This window comes from Vreelandella andesensis (assembly GCF_003989795.1).
In the GTDB taxonomy this organism is placed as follows: domain Bacteria; phylum Pseudomonadota; class Gammaproteobacteria; order Pseudomonadales; family Halomonadaceae; genus Vreelandella; species Vreelandella andesensis.
Genome location: NZ_RZHG01000012.1, coordinates 51,018 through 69,703, shown reverse-complemented (window position 1 = coordinate 69,703; position 18,686 = coordinate 51,018). Strand labels below are relative to the sequence as shown.

Annotated in this window: 15 protein-coding genes; 8 read left to right on the top strand and 7 right to left on the bottom strand. The window is 51.6% G+C overall.

What is annotated here, in order from left to right; all coding sequences use genetic code 11:
- Positions 1 to 7 precede the first annotated feature (7 nt).
- From ELY33_RS06615 to ELY33_RS06600, 4 genes are all read right to left on the bottom strand, one after another.
- Entirely contained in the window at positions 8 to 991 is a 984-nt protein-coding gene (locus ELY33_RS06615) for a succinylglutamate desuccinylase (RefSeq protein ID WP_126945740.1), read from the bottom strand.
- Positions 992 to 1,185: 194 nt separating this feature from the next.
- Positions 1,186 to 1,626: a hemerythrin domain-containing protein gene (locus tag ELY33_RS06610; protein ID WP_126945737.1), complete on the bottom strand. Its 441-nt coding sequence runs from the start codon at positions 1,624 to 1,626 to the stop codon at positions 1,186 to 1,188.
- A gap of 160 nt (positions 1,627 to 1,786) precedes the next feature.
- A complete protein-coding gene (locus ELY33_RS06605) occupies positions 1,787 to 2,860 on the bottom strand; it encodes a tartrate dehydrogenase (RefSeq protein ID WP_126945734.1) in 1,074 nt (357 codons plus the stop codon).
- 17 nt (positions 2,861 to 2,877) lie between these two features.
- Positions 2,878 to 3,393 (bottom strand): lipocalin family protein, encoded by a 516-nt coding sequence (locus ELY33_RS06600; RefSeq protein WP_126945816.1) that lies wholly within the window; start codon positions 3,391 to 3,393, stop codon positions 2,878 to 2,880.
- Between the two features lie 225 nt (positions 3,394 to 3,618).
- Between ELY33_RS06600 and ELY33_RS06595 the strand changes: the two genes are divergently transcribed.
- Together ELY33_RS06595 and ELY33_RS06590 are read left to right on the top strand one after the other, a co-directional pair.
- Positions 3,619 to 4,047 carry a secondary thiamine-phosphate synthase enzyme YjbQ gene (locus ELY33_RS06595; RefSeq protein ID WP_126945731.1) on the top strand — a complete coding sequence of 143 codons (429 nt, stop codon included), beginning with the start codon at positions 3,619 to 3,621 and terminating at the stop codon, positions 4,045 to 4,047.
- 48 nt (positions 4,048 to 4,095) lie between these two features.
- Positions 4,096 to 6,333 (top strand): glycosyltransferase, encoded by a 2,238-nt coding sequence (locus ELY33_RS06590; protein ID WP_126945728.1) that lies wholly within the window; start codon positions 4,096 to 4,098, stop codon positions 6,331 to 6,333.
- Between the two features lie 8 nt (positions 6,334 to 6,341).
- Here the strand turns inward: ELY33_RS06590 and ELY33_RS06585 are convergent, their stop codons facing one another.
- The gene (locus ELY33_RS06585) at positions 6,342 to 7,037 is read right to left on the bottom strand and encodes a TVP38/TMEM64 family protein (protein ID WP_126945725.1); all 696 of its coding nucleotides are present in this window, start codon (positions 7,035 to 7,037) and stop codon (positions 6,342 to 6,344) included.
- A gap of 177 nt (positions 7,038 to 7,214) precedes the next feature.
- Between ELY33_RS06585 and ELY33_RS06580 the strand changes: the two genes are divergently transcribed.
- Complete coding sequence (locus tag ELY33_RS06580) at positions 7,215 to 8,666, top strand: alanine/glycine:cation symporter family protein (RefSeq protein ID WP_126945722.1); 1,452 nt, start codon at positions 7,215 to 7,217, stop codon at positions 8,664 to 8,666.
- A 139-nt stretch (positions 8,667 to 8,805) separates the two neighbouring features.
- Positions 8,806 to 9,105, top strand: coding sequence for an MGMT family protein (locus ELY33_RS06575; RefSeq protein ID WP_126945719.1), 300 nt, complete (start codon positions 8,806 to 8,808; stop codon positions 9,103 to 9,105).
- Between the two features lie 53 nt (positions 9,106 to 9,158).
- On the opposite strand, the gene ELY33_RS06570 is transcribed toward ELY33_RS06575, so the two are convergent.
- Positions 9,159 to 10,727, bottom strand: coding sequence for a carbon-nitrogen hydrolase family protein (locus ELY33_RS06570; protein WP_126945716.1), 1,569 nt, complete (start codon positions 10,725 to 10,727; stop codon positions 9,159 to 9,161).
- Between the two features lie 42 nt (positions 10,728 to 10,769).
- On the bottom strand, positions 10,770 to 11,687 hold the full coding sequence (locus ELY33_RS06565) for a DMT family transporter (protein ID WP_126945713.1): 918 nt from the start codon (positions 11,685 to 11,687) through the stop codon (positions 10,770 to 10,772).
- Positions 11,688 to 11,951: 264 nt separating this feature from the next.
- On the opposite strand from ELY33_RS06565, the gene ELY33_RS06560 reads away from it, so the two are divergent.
- The 4 genes from ELY33_RS06560 (at position 11,952) to ELY33_RS06545 (ending at position 18,682) form a co-directional block, all read left to right on the top strand.
- A complete protein-coding gene (locus tag ELY33_RS06560) occupies positions 11,952 to 13,973 on the top strand; it encodes an NADPH-dependent 2,4-dienoyl-CoA reductase (protein ID WP_126945710.1) in 2,022 nt (673 codons plus the stop codon).
- Positions 13,974 to 14,129: 156 nt separating this feature from the next.
- The gene (locus ELY33_RS06555; protein ID WP_126945707.1) at positions 14,130 to 15,173 is read left to right on the top strand and encodes a threonine aldolase family protein; all 1,044 of its coding nucleotides are present in this window, start codon (positions 14,130 to 14,132) and stop codon (positions 15,171 to 15,173) included.
- 277 nt (positions 15,174 to 15,450) lie between these two features.
- Positions 15,451 to 17,373 (top strand): PrkA family serine protein kinase, encoded by a 1,923-nt coding sequence (locus ELY33_RS06550; RefSeq protein ID WP_126945704.1) that lies wholly within the window; start codon positions 15,451 to 15,453, stop codon positions 17,371 to 17,373.
- 19 nt (positions 17,374 to 17,392) lie between these two features.
- Entirely contained in the window at positions 17,393 to 18,682 is a 1,290-nt protein-coding gene (locus ELY33_RS06545) for a YeaH/YhbH family protein (RefSeq protein ID WP_126945701.1), read from the top strand.
- Positions 18,683 to 18,686: the final 4 nt, after the last annotated feature.

The following is an 18,686-nucleotide window of genomic DNA, read 5'->3' as shown; positions in this document are numbered from 1 at the left end:
TCAATCGTTAGCTGGCGTGGATAGGAACAACCAGAAGCGCTGCCCGCGCGCCAATCTCTACCGTTGCATTGGGGAATACCACATGCAGCGGCGTGTCTCCTACAATGAAATCACCCGCTACGCCATCTTTTGCGAGACATGTACCCGGTTCAAAGCGGCTGAAATTGGCCACGTCGTCGTCAAAACAGAGACTAAATGTTTCTGCTTCGCGCATTAGCTCATGTTGCACTTGATAAAACGTCATCGTTTTAGCGGGCTTTTGGGGTGGCTGTTCTCCAGCGCCAAGTGCGCTAATGAGCGTTAACATTGGCGTTAATGCAGCCATATCGTTTTCTCCAAACGGCGCAACGCGACCTAACTCAAAGGTGAAGGCTTGGGCGGCGTGGTAGTGCTTACTGTAGTGAGAAAACGTCCAGCTGTGCTGATGCTGGTGTAGCACCGCTTGCATATCTGCTGCTGCCAGCCATTCCCACTGCTCCGGGTCGATCACGGTTTCCGCGTAGGGCTCTACAACGAAACGAGTGTAGAGGCTGTCGCGAATAGCCGTATGTAAATCGTAATGGAGCCTGGGAAGTGCCTGATGACGAGCATAAAAGGCGTCTACTGCTGACATTAGCTCGCGAGCCCGATCAGGTTCTTCGCCCGTTTCGGCCAGTCCGCGTTGAAAAAGGCGGTTGAGGTTAGTGGTAACAAACCGCTGCTGAGTCTTCAAAGCGGGAAGGTTGCCTAAAATTACTAGCACTGGAGCACCAAGGGTTACCGTGCCTGCCTCTAGCGCAGATAGCCAGTTGCCCAGCAGTTCTACAGGGGCTGTTTCGTTACCGTGTATTGCGGCTGAAAACACGCAGGCATGAGCCGCTGGGCGAACGGTAGTTGGGGTTATCTCTAAGACCCCCTGCGCATGCAATTGGTAGGTGCCGCTGCCAAAGCGGCCTGAGCGCGGAGAAGGGTGTTTGTCATCGAGTGTCCAATCAAGCCATTGGCCAAGCATGAAGTTTTCCTTGAGCAGGGTGCGTCAGTTTTTTGTAATGGTGTACCTTTAACACGCTGAAGCATAACCACAAGGGCAGACGTCGATAGCATGAAAAACGCGGGTGCGAACATGAAAATCCATCGATAAAAAAAACGCTTATGCCCACTATTGCATAAGCGTTTTCATGTTTAGTTTTTGCTAAATTTATACGTTTATTCTGAACGTTGGCGCTTCATTTCGGATAGATACTGCTCGGCAAGCGACGACTTTTGCTGCTCTTTTAGGCCGCGACCTGCCAGTTGAAATACCTCATGTTCCTCTTCATCCAGGTGGTGGGTGACTAAATGCTGTAACTGCTTGGCGTGGGTTAGCCAGTTGGTTGCGCTGTATTCGGTATCGTCTAGAAGCTCTAACATTTCATCAATTTCATGATGTTCTGCGACACTGTGGCGAGCTTTTTCTTGGGTCAGGTCGATATTCATCATGGGGATATAGAGAGCTCGTTCTTCGGCGTTAGCATGATAGTTAAGCTCGGCGCGCACTTGTTGGTAGAGCGTGTTGCGTTCTTCGCTGTCGCCTTGGGTTTCTACCAAGCGTGATAACAAATCCCGCTGGATGTCGTGATCCTTTCGTAATGCTTCGAAAATCGTCATGCCTATCTCCGTGGCTGTTTTCTAGCAGAGAATTTTAAGAAAGATGTATGCAAGATAAGTGGATGTAGAAAAACTAGTGCTGAAGCGCGAAAAGCGCAAGGCGAGAACAGGGGAGCATTAACAAAATCCAAGAAGGACGTCGAAAACATTCGCGTTTGTGTCAGCCGCCAATACGTTCAGCAATCGCTTGGCCTAGGCTGCGCGTATTCCCTTGTCCGCCAATATCACGGGTGAGCACTTGGCTATTGCCTTCGCTCAATATGGCTTCAATGGCGTTTACCATCGCCTCTGAAGCTTCTTTGTAGCCTAGGTGTTCTAGCATCATCGCCCCCGACCAGATTTGGCCAATGGGGTTGGCAACACCCTTGCCTGCGATGTCTGGTGCGCTGCCGTGAACCGGCTCAAAAAGGCTGGGGAATTTGCCTTCAGGGTTGATGTTAGCAGAAGGCGCAATGCCGATAGTGCCTGTACAGGCGGGGCCAAGGTCTGAAAGGATATCGCCAAACAGGTTACTGCCCACCACCACATCAAACCAATCTGGATGCAGCACAAAGTTGGCGGTCAGAATATCAATGTGAAATTTGTCCACGGCAATGTCGGGATACTGTTTGGCCATTTCGGCAACACGCTCATCCCAGTAGGGCATGGTGATTGAGATGCCGTTGGACTTGGTGGCCGAGGTGAGTTTTTTACGAGGTCGGGTTTGTGCAAGGTCAAACGCATACTTCAATACGCGATCGACGCCGATGCGGCTCATCACCGTCTCCTGCAGGACAATTTCACGCTCGGTGCCTGCGAACATCTTGCCACCGACACTTGAATACTCGCCTTCGGTGTTTTCGCGCACCACGTAAAAATCGATATCACCCGGCTCGCGGCCGGCTAGCGGGCTTTTGATGCCAGGCATGAGTTTGCAGGGCCGCAGGTTGATGTACTGGTCAAACTGACGGCGAAATTGGAGCAGCGATCCCCACAGCGAAATATGGTCAGGCACTTTGTCGGGCCAGCCGACGGCGCCGTAAAACAGCGCATCAAAATCCTTGAGCTGCTCGAACCAGTCGTCGGGCAGCATTTTGCCGTGCTCTAAATAGTAGTCACAGCTGCCAAATTCAAACGTTGTGAAAGCGAGATCAAGGTTGAAGCGCTTTGCGGCAGCTTCCAGGGCGCGAATGCCTTCCGGCATGACCTCAGTGCCAATACCGTCGCCAGCGATAACTGCAATACGGTGGGCCATAGTGGCTCCTTCTGTTATTAATTGTTGGGACAGGTTTGATCTTGTACGACGTCGATCAATTCATCGGTGGGAAAGTTTAGTTCGGCGACGCGTTGGCGCAGACGCTCTTCTACAGCGCTTTCCATGGTTGGTGTGCGTGAGAGAATCCATAGGTAATCGCGGTTTGGACCTGAAACTAACGCCCATTGATAGTCGTCATCCAGTTCTAGAACGTTATAGCCACCGTAGAAAGGGCCAAAGAAACTGACCTTTAATCGCCCAACGTTTTCATCATCAATAAAGTAGGCGCGGCCTTCGGCTTCATTCCATTCTTGCTCTGTAAGGTTGTATCCAAGATTGATAACACGCACCCCGCCATCGTCACGCAGACTGTAGTTTGCCGTCACACAGTCTAAATCGCGCTCAAAGGAATGGTCCAGGCGGGCGATTTCATACCATTGACCTAAATAGCGGTTAAGCTCAAAGCCTGTGACAGGCTCAGTGCCGTCGGGAATGCCTGTGCATCCCGTTAACACAAGACCGCTAAAGGCCATTAGCCCAACGGCTTTTACTGCTTTCTTTCTTGATGTTCGTGGGGAAGTGAGCATTACACGCTCCTCATTACTGCATAGTATATAAATGTTAAATCTATCAGTATGACGAAATAAGCGCTACGAACGGCTTCTTCCGCCGTCTCTTTTACCGGCAAGTAACGTAAATAGGCTACGGTATTCCTATACCTAATAACCTCTTATAATATCAACAACAAAGGAATGTTTATGTGGCATCAACAAGAGATTCACTTATCGGAAATGCCCAGGGGCTTTCATTTGATTACCAATGAGATCGCCAGGGCGCTGCCGTGCTTAGCCGAATGCAGTCAAGGATTACTGCATCTGCAATTAATGCATACCTCTGCTTCGCTTACGCTAAACGAAAATTCTGACCCTGACGTTCGGCACGACCTAGATGCCTTTATTCGCCGCTTAGTACCTGAAGAGCTTAGTTATTTTCGTCACACGCTTGAAGGTCCAGACGACATGCCTGCCCATGTCGCATCAAGCTTGCTAGGTACTCAGCTGACGTTAGCCGTGCGTGACGGCCGTTTAGCGCTAGGGACGTGGCAGGGTTTGTGGTTGGGGGAGCATCGCGAGCAGGGTGGCTCGCGCCGCCTGCTGGCAACGATAACTGGCTGCGAAGCGAATTGACGAACCGGCCATTTCTTTCTAACGATTTTTTTAATAAGCGCCTCTTACATGCTTCGACTTTTTTCTCGCCTGACTCGTCAGCGCTGGTTAAGACTTCTGTTTGTGCTCAACCTTGCGCTAGTAACGGGGCTGGTTATCCACCAGATATGGCTCTATGTTGCTGAGCCTGAATTTGAGTCCTTGCATACTAAAGAAGTGGCGGATATCCGCAATCAGCTCGCTGGACGAGACGATTACCGTTTTGCGGTGGTGGGTAATATCAATAATTCGGTCAGTGTATTTCGAGAAGAGATTATTCCCAGGCTGAACCAGGGCAATATTGATTTTATGGTGTCGGCGGGCAACGCGGTGAGCGGAGGGCAGCAGGAGAGCTACAAAGCGATTTATCAAAGCCTAGAGCAGCTAAGCGTGCCGTATGTGTTGACCTATGGCGATAACGAAGATAGTGATTTCGGCAGCTACCTGTTTTATGAATATTTTGGTCCGCACTTTTACTCCTTTGTTGCGGGAGAAAGCCATTTTATCTTTTTGGATGGCACGGGTAAGTCGTCTACTTCATGGCAGTTAGACTGGTTAGAGCGTGAGTTGGCCGCCTCACAAACGCAGCATCGTTTTATGTTTATTGGTTTGCCGCTGCATAACGTGATTGGCGATGCGCCCTTGTTCGAGGCCAATAATTATCTCAGTGACTCGCGGCTGAGTGAAGGAATCATGCGCTTGGCCGAGCAGTACGAGGTGGACAGCGTATTTTCGGCAAACTTGTCGCTCTACTCACACGAAACGGTGAATGGCGTGGATTACGTTACCACGGGAGGTGCTGGCGGCATTTTGCTGGATGTCGATGACAGTTTTCATCACTATGTGGTGGTAGGTGTCAATGGTGAAGACGTGACCATAACGCCCATTCGCCTCAATGTGGATCGTCCGGGCTGGTGGCGGATGGCAGCAAGTATCTGGTCAAACATATATGCGTTTTTTTATGTCAGCTACCCTCGGTTTCTACTTATTGTGGGGCTTTTAACACTGCTTTCGATGCGCTTATATCGGCTGATTTTTGAAGAGCGGCACTATTACCCAGATTTTGATATTGATCCAACGCCGTATCTGGAAAAGTCCCTGCGGGTGGCGATGATATCGAATAATTACTTCCCCTTTGTATCTGGCGTATCGGTTTCCGTAGAACGGCTTCGTCAAGGGCTTAGCGATTTAACACATCAGGTACAGCTGCTGGTGCCTCGTTATCGGGACGCGTGGCAAGACGATGAGACGATCATGCGCATACCCACCGTAATGGCGTTTGGTGAGAAGCGAGAGTTCCGTTTGACCAACCCGTTTAGCGCACGCTTTCGTCGCTGCCTGCGCCGCTTTAAACCCGATGTTATTCACGTCCATCATCCGTTTTGGCTGGGGTCGATGGGATTGTGGATGGGAAAGAGGCTACGTGTGCCGGTTATCTATACTTATCACACTCGGCTAGAGCACTACGCCCACTTTGTGCCGCTTCCGGGGGCTCTGTTTCGTAATTTGATTTCTCATACCTTGATCAAGCATTTTTCTAACCGTTGTCAGGGCGTCATCGTTCCCACCTATTCGGCAGAAGAGTATCTGCGCATGATTGGGGTGAAAACGCCGACATTGATCCAGCCCACAGGCATTGATGCAGCGCGATTCGCCGACACGGATAGCGATGCGCTAACAGAGCTGCGCCAACAGCTTTCTATCGACCCGGCAGATACCGTTTTAGTGAGTGTTTCAAGAATTAGCCAAGAAAAAAATATTGGCTTCATGTTGGAGGCATTGGCGGAATTGAAAAGCCAGGGGAATCAGTCGCTGCGCTTGTTGTTGATTGGAGATGGCCCGGATCGAAAAACCATTCAGCAGCATATAGAAGCGTTAGGGTTAGAGCAGCAAGTGACGTTGGTAGGAGCCGTACCGCCGGAGGAGATGCCGCGCTATTACCACTTAGGGGATATCTTTGTGTTTGCATCAACCTCTGAAACTCAGGGCATGGTGATTTTAGAAGCCATGGCTGCTGGCTTGCCGGTTGTTGCGGTACGCTCTAGTGGTATTGATGACGTAGTGAGAGAGGGATTTAATGGCTATAAAACACCGCAAAATAGGCAAAAATGGGGCCAGCGGCTGATGACGTTGGTCGAAGATAAAGCATTGCGGGATACCTTAGGTAAGCAAGCAAAGACCTTTGCTGGTGACTACGATATCGCTAAGTTCGCAGGGGCAGTGGCACATTTCTATGCCGAGGTGCTGGCCAAATATCATGCGAAATAACCTACAGCTCAGGTCTCGCTGTTTTTGCTTTTAGCGGAGCGCGAGGTTGCTATACGTTTTAGCAACCACAGCAACCCTACGCCAGCGGAAAGGCCTAACATCGCGAGTACCCATTCTTGGCGAGACGCTGCGGAGAATAGTGCCCCAAGCTGGCTACCCAGCAGTATTACCGCTGCTAGCCCTGGAACAATACCTAACGTCGAGCCAATCATATAGTCGCGGAACTTTAGGTGAAATGCGCCTGCTAGCATGTTGGTGAGCGTGAATGGCGCTAAGGGCAGCAGATTGATGATCGTCATGGTGCGAATGCCACGCTTGGATAAATAGCCGGAAAGGCCGCGCAAATGTCGCCCCCCATAGTGCATGAGCGCATCACGCCCCATCCAATGGCCTACCCAGTAAGATACAACTGAAGAACTGAGCGTGCCCAAGGTAGCATAGGCCAGGCCCCAAAATGGGCCAAACAGCAACCCCGTTAACACGACCAACAGGCTTAGCGGAAACATAACCAGCAACGAGCCGGTATAAATCCCTATCACCGCAGCAAACATCCAGGGAGCTTGCTTCCATTGGCCGATGGTGGATGCTAATTCGCTCAGATTGGCTTGGGTGAGTAAGCCCTGCTGCTGAAGCCATCGCCACATAATGCCGAGTATCACTAGCGCAATGACCAGCCCAATGCCTTTTAGTAACGTAGGTGACATCTGTTTCCTACCGATTCCACTGAAAAAGCGACAGCATACGTGAGCGGCGCAAGTGGGTGAAATAAATCTTGTTAGTGATAATTGCTGCCTGAAAGGAATTTTTCCATTTTTCTTGCCATTTTAGTGCAGTCGTGAAGAATGATGCGCCTTCATTGTCATAAAAAAGGCGTGTTATCTATGGATTTTACTTTTCCTCCTCTGTTGACGGCGATGGTTGATCGCGGCAACGGGCTGCTATGGGGCAGTGTGCTGATTTATCTGCTGATCGGTGTTGGCCTCTATTTCACCATCATGACCCGGGGTATCCAGGTACGTTATTTTGGGCACATGTTCAAACTGTTGCGCAGTTCACGCCAGTCTAACGGCGGTATATCGTCGTTTCAGGCACTTTCCACCAGTTTGGCGGCACGGGTTGGCACCGGTAACCTAGCGGGTGTCGCAGTGGCGATTTATTTCGGTGGCCCCGGCGCGATCTTCTGGATGTGGATGACTGCTATGGTTGGTATGGCGACCAGTTTTGTAGAATCTACCCTAGCTCAAGCCTATAAAGTCGATCACGGTGATAACACGTTCCGTGGCGGCCCAGCACGCTATATTGAGCGTGGTCTGGGGCTTCGCTGGTTGGCGGTGCTGTTTTCGATCTGTTTGATTATTGCGTTTGGATTGGCGTTTAACAGCGTTCAAGCTAACTCCATCGCCCAGGCCATGGAGCAGGCATTTGCTATTCCCACCTGGGTCATGGGGTTAGTTCTGATGGCGGTAGTTGCCCCCATCATCTTTGGCGGCTTGAAATCGATTGCTAAAGTTGCTGAGCTAGTGGTGCCGCTAATGGCACTCTTGTACCTAGTGCTAGCATTGGCCGTGGTAGCGCTCAATATTAGCGACTTGCCCGCTGCCTTTATGACCATCATAAAAAGTGCATTTGGTCTAGAGCAAGCCGCCGGTGGTGCCATGGGTTATGCCATTTCCCAAGCCATTATGAATGGTATTCAGCGCGGTCTGTTTTCCAACGAAGCCGGACTGGGCTCGGCACCCAATGCGGCTGCGACTGCCAGCACTCGGCCAGACCATCCTGCCGCGCAGGGCTTTATTCAAATGCTCGGGGTGTTCTTAGACACGTTGGTTATTTGTACTGCCACGGCGGCTATCATCATTATGGCCGGGCCTGAACTGCTGGCGGGCGAAGAAAATAATGGCATTCAGCTTACTCAGATGGCACTTTCTAGTCACGTTGGCGACTGGGGCGGTATGTTTATTGCCGTGGCGATCTTGCTGTTTGCGTTTACCTCGGTGATCGCTAACTACTCTTACGGTGAATCTAATATTGAGTACCTAGCGGGCCGTCGTGCTCCCATCGCCGTCTTGATTTACCGCTTGGCGGTACTGGGCATGGTGATGGTGGGATCGGTAGCCAGTTTAGGGGCTATCTGGAATTTTGCGGACCTTTCCATGGGAATGATGGCGGTGATTAACTTAGTGGCTATTTTGCTGTTGTCGCCGATTGCCTTTGCCTTGTTTCGCGACTACGACGCCCAGCTTAAAGCGGGCAAAGAGCCCGTATTTGACCCAAGCAAATTCCCCAAGTTGGCGAACAAAGTAGACCCCAATGCGTGGCCAATGCGTAAATAAACGCGATGCGCTAATGCGTTGGCCTTATTTCGAGGTCACTTTTGCTAAAGGTTTGAACATGGGGGATGCTAAGCGCTTCGGCACTCAAAGAGGCCTTTTAGGCCATTGAACAGCGGGCCGAAGCGCCAGCGAGAAAACAATGCCACGACCAGAACTGCTCGAACAGATTTATACCATCGTTGATCAGATTCCTGCAGGGCGGGTAACCACCTATGGGCGTATTGCCGCGATGACTGAAGGGGCGACGCCACGCATGGTCGGTTCGGCAATGCGCCATTTACCAGAAGGGCATCAATTGCCCTGGCATCGCGTGATTGCGGCTTCGCTAACACTGGCCAAGCACGGGGGTGCTGAACGTCAGCATCAAAAGCTGCGTGATGAAGGCGTGGTGTTCGATAGTAAAGGGCGTGTTCCCGCTCATCTTATTTGGCCTGATTGAACCAAGTGATGCGCTTAAAAAATCACGCCGCCCTGGTGGGCGGCGTGATGGGTTTACTCTTCCAGATTAGCCCCAGACTTCCAGGACCAGTCGCGCCAGCGCAGGTCAAATAGATCTTTGCGGCGGTCTTTCAGGTTGGTCACCGAGCCCTCGGCACGCACAACCGTCAGTCGGGTCAGATCCAGATCCGAGAAGAAGATCATTTCGGTGTTAGGCGTAGTTTCCGCCAATACTGCATCATGCGGGAAGGCGAAGTCCGACGGCGAGAACACGGCCGATTGCGCATATTGGATGTCCAGGTTCTCAATCGAGGGCAAGTTGCCGACGCTGCCGCACAGTACTACGTAGCACTCATTTTCAATAGCACGCGCTTGGGCGCAGTGGCGCACACGCAGGTAGCCGTTTTTGGTATCTGTCCAGAACGGTACAAACAGAATATCCATATCCTGGTCAGCGAGCAGGCGGCCAAGTTCTGGGAACTCGACGTCGTAGCAGATCAAAATGCCAACGCGGCCTGCATCGGTGTCGAACACCTGCAGATTATCACCGCCTTCGATTACCCAGTCGCGGCGCTCCTGCGGCGTGATATGCAGCTTCGACTGTTTTTCGATTTCGCCGTCCCGGTGGAACAAATAAGCAATATTGTAGAGCCGGTCATCGTCACCGACTTCAATCATGGAACCACCGACGATGTTGATGTTGTAAGACACCGCCATCCGCGAAAGCTCGGTTTTAAATCGATCAGTGAAACCTGCTAAAAAGCGAATCGCGCCCATTTGATCCTGCTGGGCCGAGCGGTCTTGCAGGCCCATCAGCGGTGCGTTGAACAACTCCGGGAAGACTGCGAAGTCACTTTGATAATCTGACAGTGCGTCAACAAAGTACTCGATTTGTTGAAGGGCCGCTTCCACTGAGGCGAACTCACGCATTTGCCACTGCACGGCACCAATGCGTACTTGAGTTGGGCGAGTATCCAGCACACTTTCAGCGGGCTCGAACAGAATGTTGTTCCACTCTAACAGCGTGGCATAGCCGCGAGACTGCTCATCTTCCGGCAAGTACTTACGCAGTAAGCGTTTAACCTGGAAGTCGTTCGCCAGCTGAAACGACAAAATCGGGTCGTAAATCTCTTTACGTGAAACTTTGTCAATATACTCCGCTGGGGTGAGCTCATTGGCGTGCTGGTGGTACTCGGGAATTCGTCCACCCGCTAGAATGGCCCGCAAGTTGTGCGAACGGCACAGTTCTTTGCGCGCTTCATATAAACGCCGGCCCAGGCGGTAGCCGCGATAATCGGGATGGATAAGGACATCTAGCCCGTACATAGCGTCGCCATCCTCATCGTTGAGGATAGTTTCACGATGGCCGATCAGGTCGTCATATTTATGCGGGTTGGAAAACTCGTCATAATCGACCTGTACCGTCAGCGCTACGCCCACCAGCATACCGTCGTCCTCAATGGCAATTTGGCCGTCGGGGAATTCTTGGATGAGCTTGTCAATGGTGTGCTTTGGCCACGCACCACCGATGTCGTGATATACCGCGTCCATCAGCGTTTTGAGCTGCTCGTAGTCATCGCTGGTGAGGTTGCGAAGATTAAGGTGTAATTCTTCTAGGGACATATTCAGGGGTTCCCGGCCGTCGAGTGAAGTTAGCCTATTGTATCATTGCTGAGCGTTGCTCGTTTTATCCGTCGCGACGGTGCGCCCCAACGGGCGTGTCAGCGTTTGCGCCATGATGACCCCTGCCAGGATGAGTAGCCCGCCCATAAAGTGGAACCCAGCGACCTGTTCACCTAAAAACGCCATGGCAATCAATGCGCTAAATAGCGGCATCAAGTTGATAAATATGCTCGACTGATTCGCGCCGATTTGGCGCACCGCGCGCATCCATAAAAAAGTGGTAATGATGGAGGCAGGAATGCCAGCGTATAGGATTAACCCTATATTTTGGCCGTCCACCGGTGTCATCGGACCCATCAAATAGGGGGGCAGTAGGAATAGAACCGCAAAGCAGACCTGGGCATACAGCATTACCCAAGGGGGAAGGTTCATCGCCCAACGCTTCAACATGACGCCGTAGAGGGCGTAGCAGGTAGCGGCAACCACCATTAATGCGTCACCGGCGGCTACCTGCAGTTGCAATAGAGACAAAGGGTTGCCTCGCCCAAGTAATACGGTGACACCAATAAAAGCCAAAACACCTCCAACAACGCCGCCAAGTGTAGGCGGTTCGCGTAGGATCAGTGCGCTTAGAAGTACGGTGAGCAGCGGCACCATGGCTGCCAAAATGCCCATATTGGTGGCAGTCGTTGTTTCTGCTGCCACGTAGGCTAACCCTTGCCACAGCCCCATGCCAAGTAGTCCCAGCAAGGCCAGTTTAGGCCAGTGACGGCGTATTTCATCGCGATGACGTAACACCGCAGGGAGTACAAAGGGTGTCATTACTGCTAGTGCTAGTAGCCAACGCAGAAAAGCGATACTGCTGGGCGCAATGGCACCCACGGCCAGTTGGTTAATCGTCATATTCCCTGACCAAATCAATACAGTGGCCAATGGAGGTAAAAAGTAAATCAATGGCATAGCGCGTTCCCTTATCGTTAGCCTGGTAATGTGACGTGCTTTCGCAAGAGGAGCAAGTGCTTTGCCACAAAGGTTGATGGTTTCGCAAGGCTGCTAAAAGGTGACAGATTAAGGGGGGGTAAAGGGCTGTACGTCAGGCAGCGTATGTCATACGCTTGTTTGAATATTCTTAACAAGACGTTCTGGATAGAGTACGAAAAGTCGGCGAGCGCAGGCAGTTTTCGTACAACACTATAAAGCCTAACAATATAAAGGAGTGCCGTGATGAACCATACGCCCGCTTACCCGCATCTGTTCCGACCGCTGACCGTTGGCCACCTGACGCTGCCTAATCGTGTATTGATGGGGTCAATGCACACTAATTTAGAAGAGGCCCCCAACGGCTTTGCGCGTCTAGCGGCCTTCTATGCTGAGCGCGCTCGCGCCGGCGTTAGCCTAATTGTGACGGGCGGTATTGCTCCCAACGCCGAAGGGGCGGTATTTCAGGGGGCAAATGCACTCACCGACGAGTCTCAGCTTACGGAACATAAGCACGTGGTTGATACCGTTCATGAGGCGGGCGGGTATTTGTGTATGCAGATTCTTCATGCCGGTCGCTATGCCTATTCACCCGAGCTGGTAGCCCCTTCTGCGTTGCAGGCACCGATCAACCCCTTTATGCCTCGGGCTCTTTCAAGTGACGAGATAGAGCAGCAGATTGCCGACTATGTTCGCTGCGCGCAGCTAGCCCAACAGGCAGGTTATGACGGTGTTGAAGTAATGGGCTCTGAAGGTTACTTGATTAACCAGTTTATTTGTCGTCGCACTAACCAGCGTGATGATGAGTGGGGCGGCGATTTTGAGCGGCGTATTCGCTTCCCAATTGAAATTGTGAAACGCATTCGTGCAGCAGTGGGCGAGCGCTTTTTGTTGATTTTTCGCCTGTCGATGATAGACCTGGTGGAAGAAGGCAGCACGTGGGATGAAGTGGTGCAGCTTGGCCAGGCCATTGAAGCCGCGGGCGCGAATGTGATCAATACCGGTATTGGCTGGCATGAAGCTCGCGTGCCGACCATTGTGACTAGCGTGCCGCGTGCAGCGTTTACCGACGTTACTAAACGTATTAAAGCAGCGCTTTCAATTCCACTGATTACTACTAACCGCATTAATATGCCTGAGGTTGCTGAACGCGTGCTAGCGTCTGGGCATGCGGATATGGTGTCGATGGCGCGCCCGTTTCTGGCAGATCCCGAGTGGATACGTAAAGCCGAAGCAGGGCTTGCTGATGAGATCAATACCTGCATCGCCTGTAACCAAGCCTGCCTTGATCACACCTTTATGGGCAAACTTACCTCATGCTTGGTCAACCCAAGAGCGTGCCATGAAACCGAGTTGCTCCTTGAGCCTGCACAAACGCCAAAGCGGGTAGCGGTTGTTGGTGGCGGCCCAGCGGGGCTTGCTACTGCCGTGGCAGCTGCCAGCCGGGGGCATCATGTAGTGCTGTTTGAACGACGCAGCGAGCTAGGAGGGCAGTTTAATTACGCCCGTAAAATTCCCGGTAAAGAGGAATTTAACGAAACCCTGAGGTACTACCGCGTAATGCTTGAAAAATACGCGGTGGACGTTCGTCTAAATACGGCGGCTACCCACGATACGCTAGCTGAGTTTGACGAGGTGGTAATTGCCACTGGCGTTACCCCCCGTGAGCTTGCGCTACCCGGTGCCGACCATGCCAGTGTGCTTAGCTACGCTGACGCTATTGAGCGTCCCGAGCGAGTGGGTCAGCGTGTAGCGGTGATTGGCGCTGGTGGTATTGGCTTTGATGTATCAGAGCTGCTGGCCGACCAAGGGCATCCTGAAATGAACGTGGCGGCATGGTGTGACGAGTGGGGCGTTGACCTCGCCGTGAACGGTCGTGGTGGCCTAAAACCGCCAATGCCAACTGCTTCTAAGCGCGACATTGTGATGCTGCAGCGCAAAAACTCTAAGCCAGGTAAGAACCTAGGCAAAACCTCCGGCTGGGTTCATCGCGCGTCATTGAAGCAGCGAGGCGTTAAAACCCTGACTGGCTGCGAATATTTGAAAATCGATGATGAGGGCTTGCACATTCGTCGCGATGGCGAAGAGCACGTGTTGGCAGTGGACACTATCGTGGTGTGTGCCGGGCAGACGTCGGTTCGCGAGCTTATTGAGCCCCTGAGCCAAAGGGGAGTATGTTTTCATGTAATTGGGGGTGCCGACGAGGCGGCGGAGCTAGACGCTAAGCGGGCCATCGATCAAGGTGTTCGTCTTGCTGCTGTTCTTTAGCTAGATGACAGGGCCCGGCGAGACGGGCGGGTGACGCCAACGTTTAAATGGCGATAGACTGACTGATCAAGGTGGCTGTTAACCACAGTTAACAATTTAAGGCGCGAGTGGCACCCAGCTCGCGCCGTATGACCGTCAGAGAAAAGGACTATCGTCATGACCTCGGAGTGTACCCCACGATTTCTGGCCAGTGACAACACCTCAGGTATCTGCCCAGAGGCTATGGAATACCTGCTGGAAGCCAATCAAGCCGATGATTTAGCCTATGGCAACGACCGTTGGACTGCCCGCGCCGCAGATCGTTTTCGTGACATGTTTGACTACGATTGCGACGTGTTTTTTGTGTTCAACGGTACCGCGGCAAACTCTCTGGCGCTTTCCGCAATGGGGCGCAGCTACCACAGCGTCATTTGTCATGAATTGGCCCATATTGAAACCGATGAGTGTGGTGGCCCCGAGTTCTTTTCTAACGGTGCGAAACTGCTGACTTCACCAGGGGCTAACGGGAAGCTAACGCCACAGGGTATTGAAGCGTTGGTAACTAAGCGCAGTGATATTCATTATCCCAAGCCTAAAGTAGTATCGCTTACTCAGGCGACAGAAGTCGGCACGGTGTACTCTCGAGAAGAGTTATTGGCAATTCGCGCCATGGCAGATAAGCATGATTTGCGCCTGCATATGGACGGTGCGCGGTTTGCCAATGCCTGCGCCAGTCTCAACGCGAGTCCTGCCGAGCTTACTTGGCAGGTAGGTGTCGATGTACTGTGCTTTTCGGGAACCAAGAATGGGTTAGCGTTCGGTGAAGCCATTCTGTTTTTTAACCGCGATTTAGCTGAAGATTTTTCCTATCGCTGCAAGCAGGCAGGTCAGTTGGCTTCTAAAATGCGCTTTGTTTCCGCCCCATGGCTAGGGTTGTTGGAAAGCGGTGCGTGGTTAACCAACGCTCAACATGCCAATGCCATGGCACGTTATTTATCAGAAGGGCTACAGGCGCTGCCCGGCGTTACACTGATGTTTCCTACACAGGCCAATAGTGTCTTCGTTGAATTTCCTCCTCATGCGATAGAGGCGTTGAAAGCTAAAGGCTGGAACTTCTATACCTTCATTGGGGCTGGTGGGGCGCGCTTTGTCTGTGCTTGGAACACCACCGTTGAATTACTGGATCAACTCTTGGCAGATGTAAAAGAAGTGCTGGAGTAATACGGACTAAATAACATCTGTTAAACGTGTTGTTCTGCCACAGCGCCGCCTATCTGGCGGCGCTGTGCGTTTTGAAGCGTCTTTTTAGGGCAATCGCCTATTCAACGCAACTTATTCTCCTGTGCTGCGCTCAAATTATTAAGAATTGTGCGTTGAAGGTTTAGTCATCACTTTTTGCTAATGCTGACTACGCTGATAGAGCAACACCTCGTATTGCACACCGCTTGATGTTTGGGCTTGGCGGTAGCTGCTGGGGGATGGGCCACAGGAGAGTTCCATGAGCATTTTTGATCACGTTCAAGACCGGTTTGCCCGCGTTCAGCAAGAGGACATGAGCCTTGAGGAGTATCTAGCGCTTTGTCGCCGTGACCCAAAGGTTTATGCCAGCGCCTCCGAGCGCATGCTGGAAGCTATTGGCGAACCTGAAGTGATCGACACGGCGAAAGACCCGCGTCTATCACGCATTTTTTCGAATAAGGTGATTCGCCGCTACCCTGCGTTTGCTGAATTTCATGGCATGGAAGAAGCCATCGAGCAGATTGTGGCCTACTTCCGTCATGCTGCGCAGGGGCTTGAAGAGCGCAAGCAAATTCTCTACTTGTTAGGGCCGGTAGGGGGCGGTAAATCGTCGCTGGCGGAGCGCTTGAAGTTGTTGATGGAGCGTATTCCGTTCTATGCCATTAAAGACTCGCCGGTATATGAATCACCGCTAGGACTTTTTTCACCAGAAGAAGATGGTGAACTTCTGGAGAAGGAGTACGGCATTCCCCAACGTTATTTGCGCAGCGTGATGTCGCCCTGGGCGGCAAAGCGTTTAAAAGAAGCGGGCGGCGATATATCCCAATTTAGGGTAGTGCGCCTATATCCCTCGCGGTTGAATCAAATTGCCATTTCTAAAACCGAGCCTGGCGATGAAAATAATCAGGATATCTCCTCGTTGGTGGGTAAAGTCGATATTCGCCAGTTAGAGCTTTACTCCCAAGATGACCCCGATGCCTATAGCTTCTCTGGCGGGCTTTGCCGTGCGAACCAAGGGCTGATGGAATTTGTTGAGATGTTTAAAGCGCCGATTAAGGTGCTGCACCCCTTACTTACTGCTACCCAAGAAGGCAACTACAACCCCACGGAAGGTATGGGGGCAATTCCCTTTGACGGTGTGATATTAGCCCACTCTAACGAATCGGAATGGCAGGCGTTCCGTAATAACCGTAACAACGAGGCGTTTCTGGATCGCGTCTACATCGTTAAGGTGCCTTACTGTCTGCGGGTTTCTGAAGAGATTAAGATTTACCAAAAACTGCTTGAAGACTCGTCGCTTAATGCAGCCCCTTGCGCTCCCGATACGCTACGAATGTTGGCACAGTTCTCCGTACTATCGCGTTTAAAGGTGCCGGAAAACTCCAGTATCTACTCCAAAATGCGTGTTTATGACGGCGAAAACCTGAAAGATACCGATCCTCGAGCGAAGTCGATCCAAGAGTACCGAGATGCGGCAGGTGTCGATGAGGGCATGCAGGGCTTATCTACCCGTTTTGCATTTAAGATACTTTCTAAAGTGTTTAACTTTGACGGTACTGAAGTTGCCGCAAACCCCGTGCATTTGCTGTATGTGCTGGAGCAAGCATTAGAGCGGGAGCAACTGCCTTCTGAGGTGTTTGAACGCTATATCGGCTTTATCAAAGAGTTTCTGGCGCCACGTTATGTGGACTTCATCGGTAAGGAAATTCAAACCGCTTACCTGGAATCCTATAGCGAGTATGGTCAGAACATCTTTGATCGGTATGTAACCTATGCGGATTTCTGGATTCAGGATCAGGAGTTCCGTGACCCTGAAACCGGCGAGTTGTTAAACCGTCAGTCGCTGAATGAGGAGCTGGAAAAAATCGAGAAACCAGCCGGTATTTCTAACCCGAAAGACTTCCGTCACGAAGTGGTTAATTTCGTGTTGCGGGCACGTGCGCAAAATAACGGCATGAACCCCAGCTGGCAGTCTTATGAAAAGCTCAAAGGTGTTATCGAGCATAAGATGTTTGCCAACACCGAGGAGCTGTTACCGGTTATTTCGTTTAATGCTAAGGCGTCGAAGTCGGATCAGAAGAAGCACGAGGATTTTGTGGCGCGCATGGTTGATCGTGGCTACACCGAGAAACAGGTTCGGTTGCTTTCCGAGTGGTATCTACGCGTGCGCAAGTCCCAGTAGCGGATAATCGGGAGGTCGTATGACCTACTTTATTGATCGAAGGCCTAACGCTAAGCATAAAAGCGCGGTCAATCGGCAGCGCTTTTTGGAACGCTATCGTAAGCATATTAAGCGCTCGGTGGAGGAGGCGGTGAACCGCCGCTCCATTACCGATATGGAGCGAGGGGAAAAAGTATCCATTCCTACCAAAGATATCTCTGAACCCGTGTTTCAGCACGGCCCAGGCGGTGCGCGACATACCGTGTCGCCTGGGAACAAGGAGTTTTTAGAGGGGGATCAAATCCGCCGCCCTAGCGGTAAAGGTGGCGGAGATGGCGCGGGCGAAGGGGGCGCTTCCAACCAAGGTGAGGGTGATGATGAGTTTGCCTTCACGCTGAGCCGTGAGGAGTTTTTGGAGTTTGTATTTGATGGTCTTGAGTTGCCTCATTTGCAACGCAAGCCGTTGAAGTCGCTTGAAGAAATAAAAATGGTGCGTGCAGGGCTAGCGCGTGATGGTGTGCCATCGCGAATTAGCATTACCCGATCAATGCGTGAAGCTTACGCACGGCGTATTGCTATGCGCGCACCGATTAAGCGGGCATTGAAAGAGGCTCAAGAGGCGCTTGCCGCAGAAGAACGCAAGGACTCGGTGTTGCGCAATCCGGCAAGAATTGTTGAGCTAAAAACAGAAATTGAACGGTTGGAAAAGCGCATTGAAGGGGTGCCGTTTATCGATACCTACGATCTGCGCTATCACCAGCTATCGGCGCAACCCCAACCGTCAAGCCAAGCGGTGATGTTCTGTGTGATGGACGTTTCTGGTTCCATGACCCAAAACCATAAAGATATCGCTAAGCGATTTTTCTTATTGCTCTATCTGTTTTTGGAAAAACATTACGAAAAAGTAGAGCTAGTGTTTGTACGCCATCATACGGCGGCAAGGGAGGTAAACGAGGAGGAGTTTTTCTATTCCCGTGAAACAGGTGGCACCATCGTCTCCAGCGCGCTCACTCTGGTTAATAAAATTATCGAAAAACGCTATCCCGCCGGACAGTGGAACCTCTACATCGCTCAGGCATCGGACGGCGACAACTGGGACGATGACTCGAATATTTGTCGAGATCTACTGGTTAAGCAGCTAATGCCGCAGTTGCAGTATTACGCTTACGTGGAAATCACCCCCCATGAGCATCAGTCGCTGTGGCATGAATATGAAACGATCGCCGCGCAGTTTCCCGAACGGTTTGCGATGCGCCAAATTGTCGATGCTGGGGATATTTATCCCGTTTTTCGTGAGCTGTTTAAACGTCGGTTGAGTCAAAAGCAGTAACGCG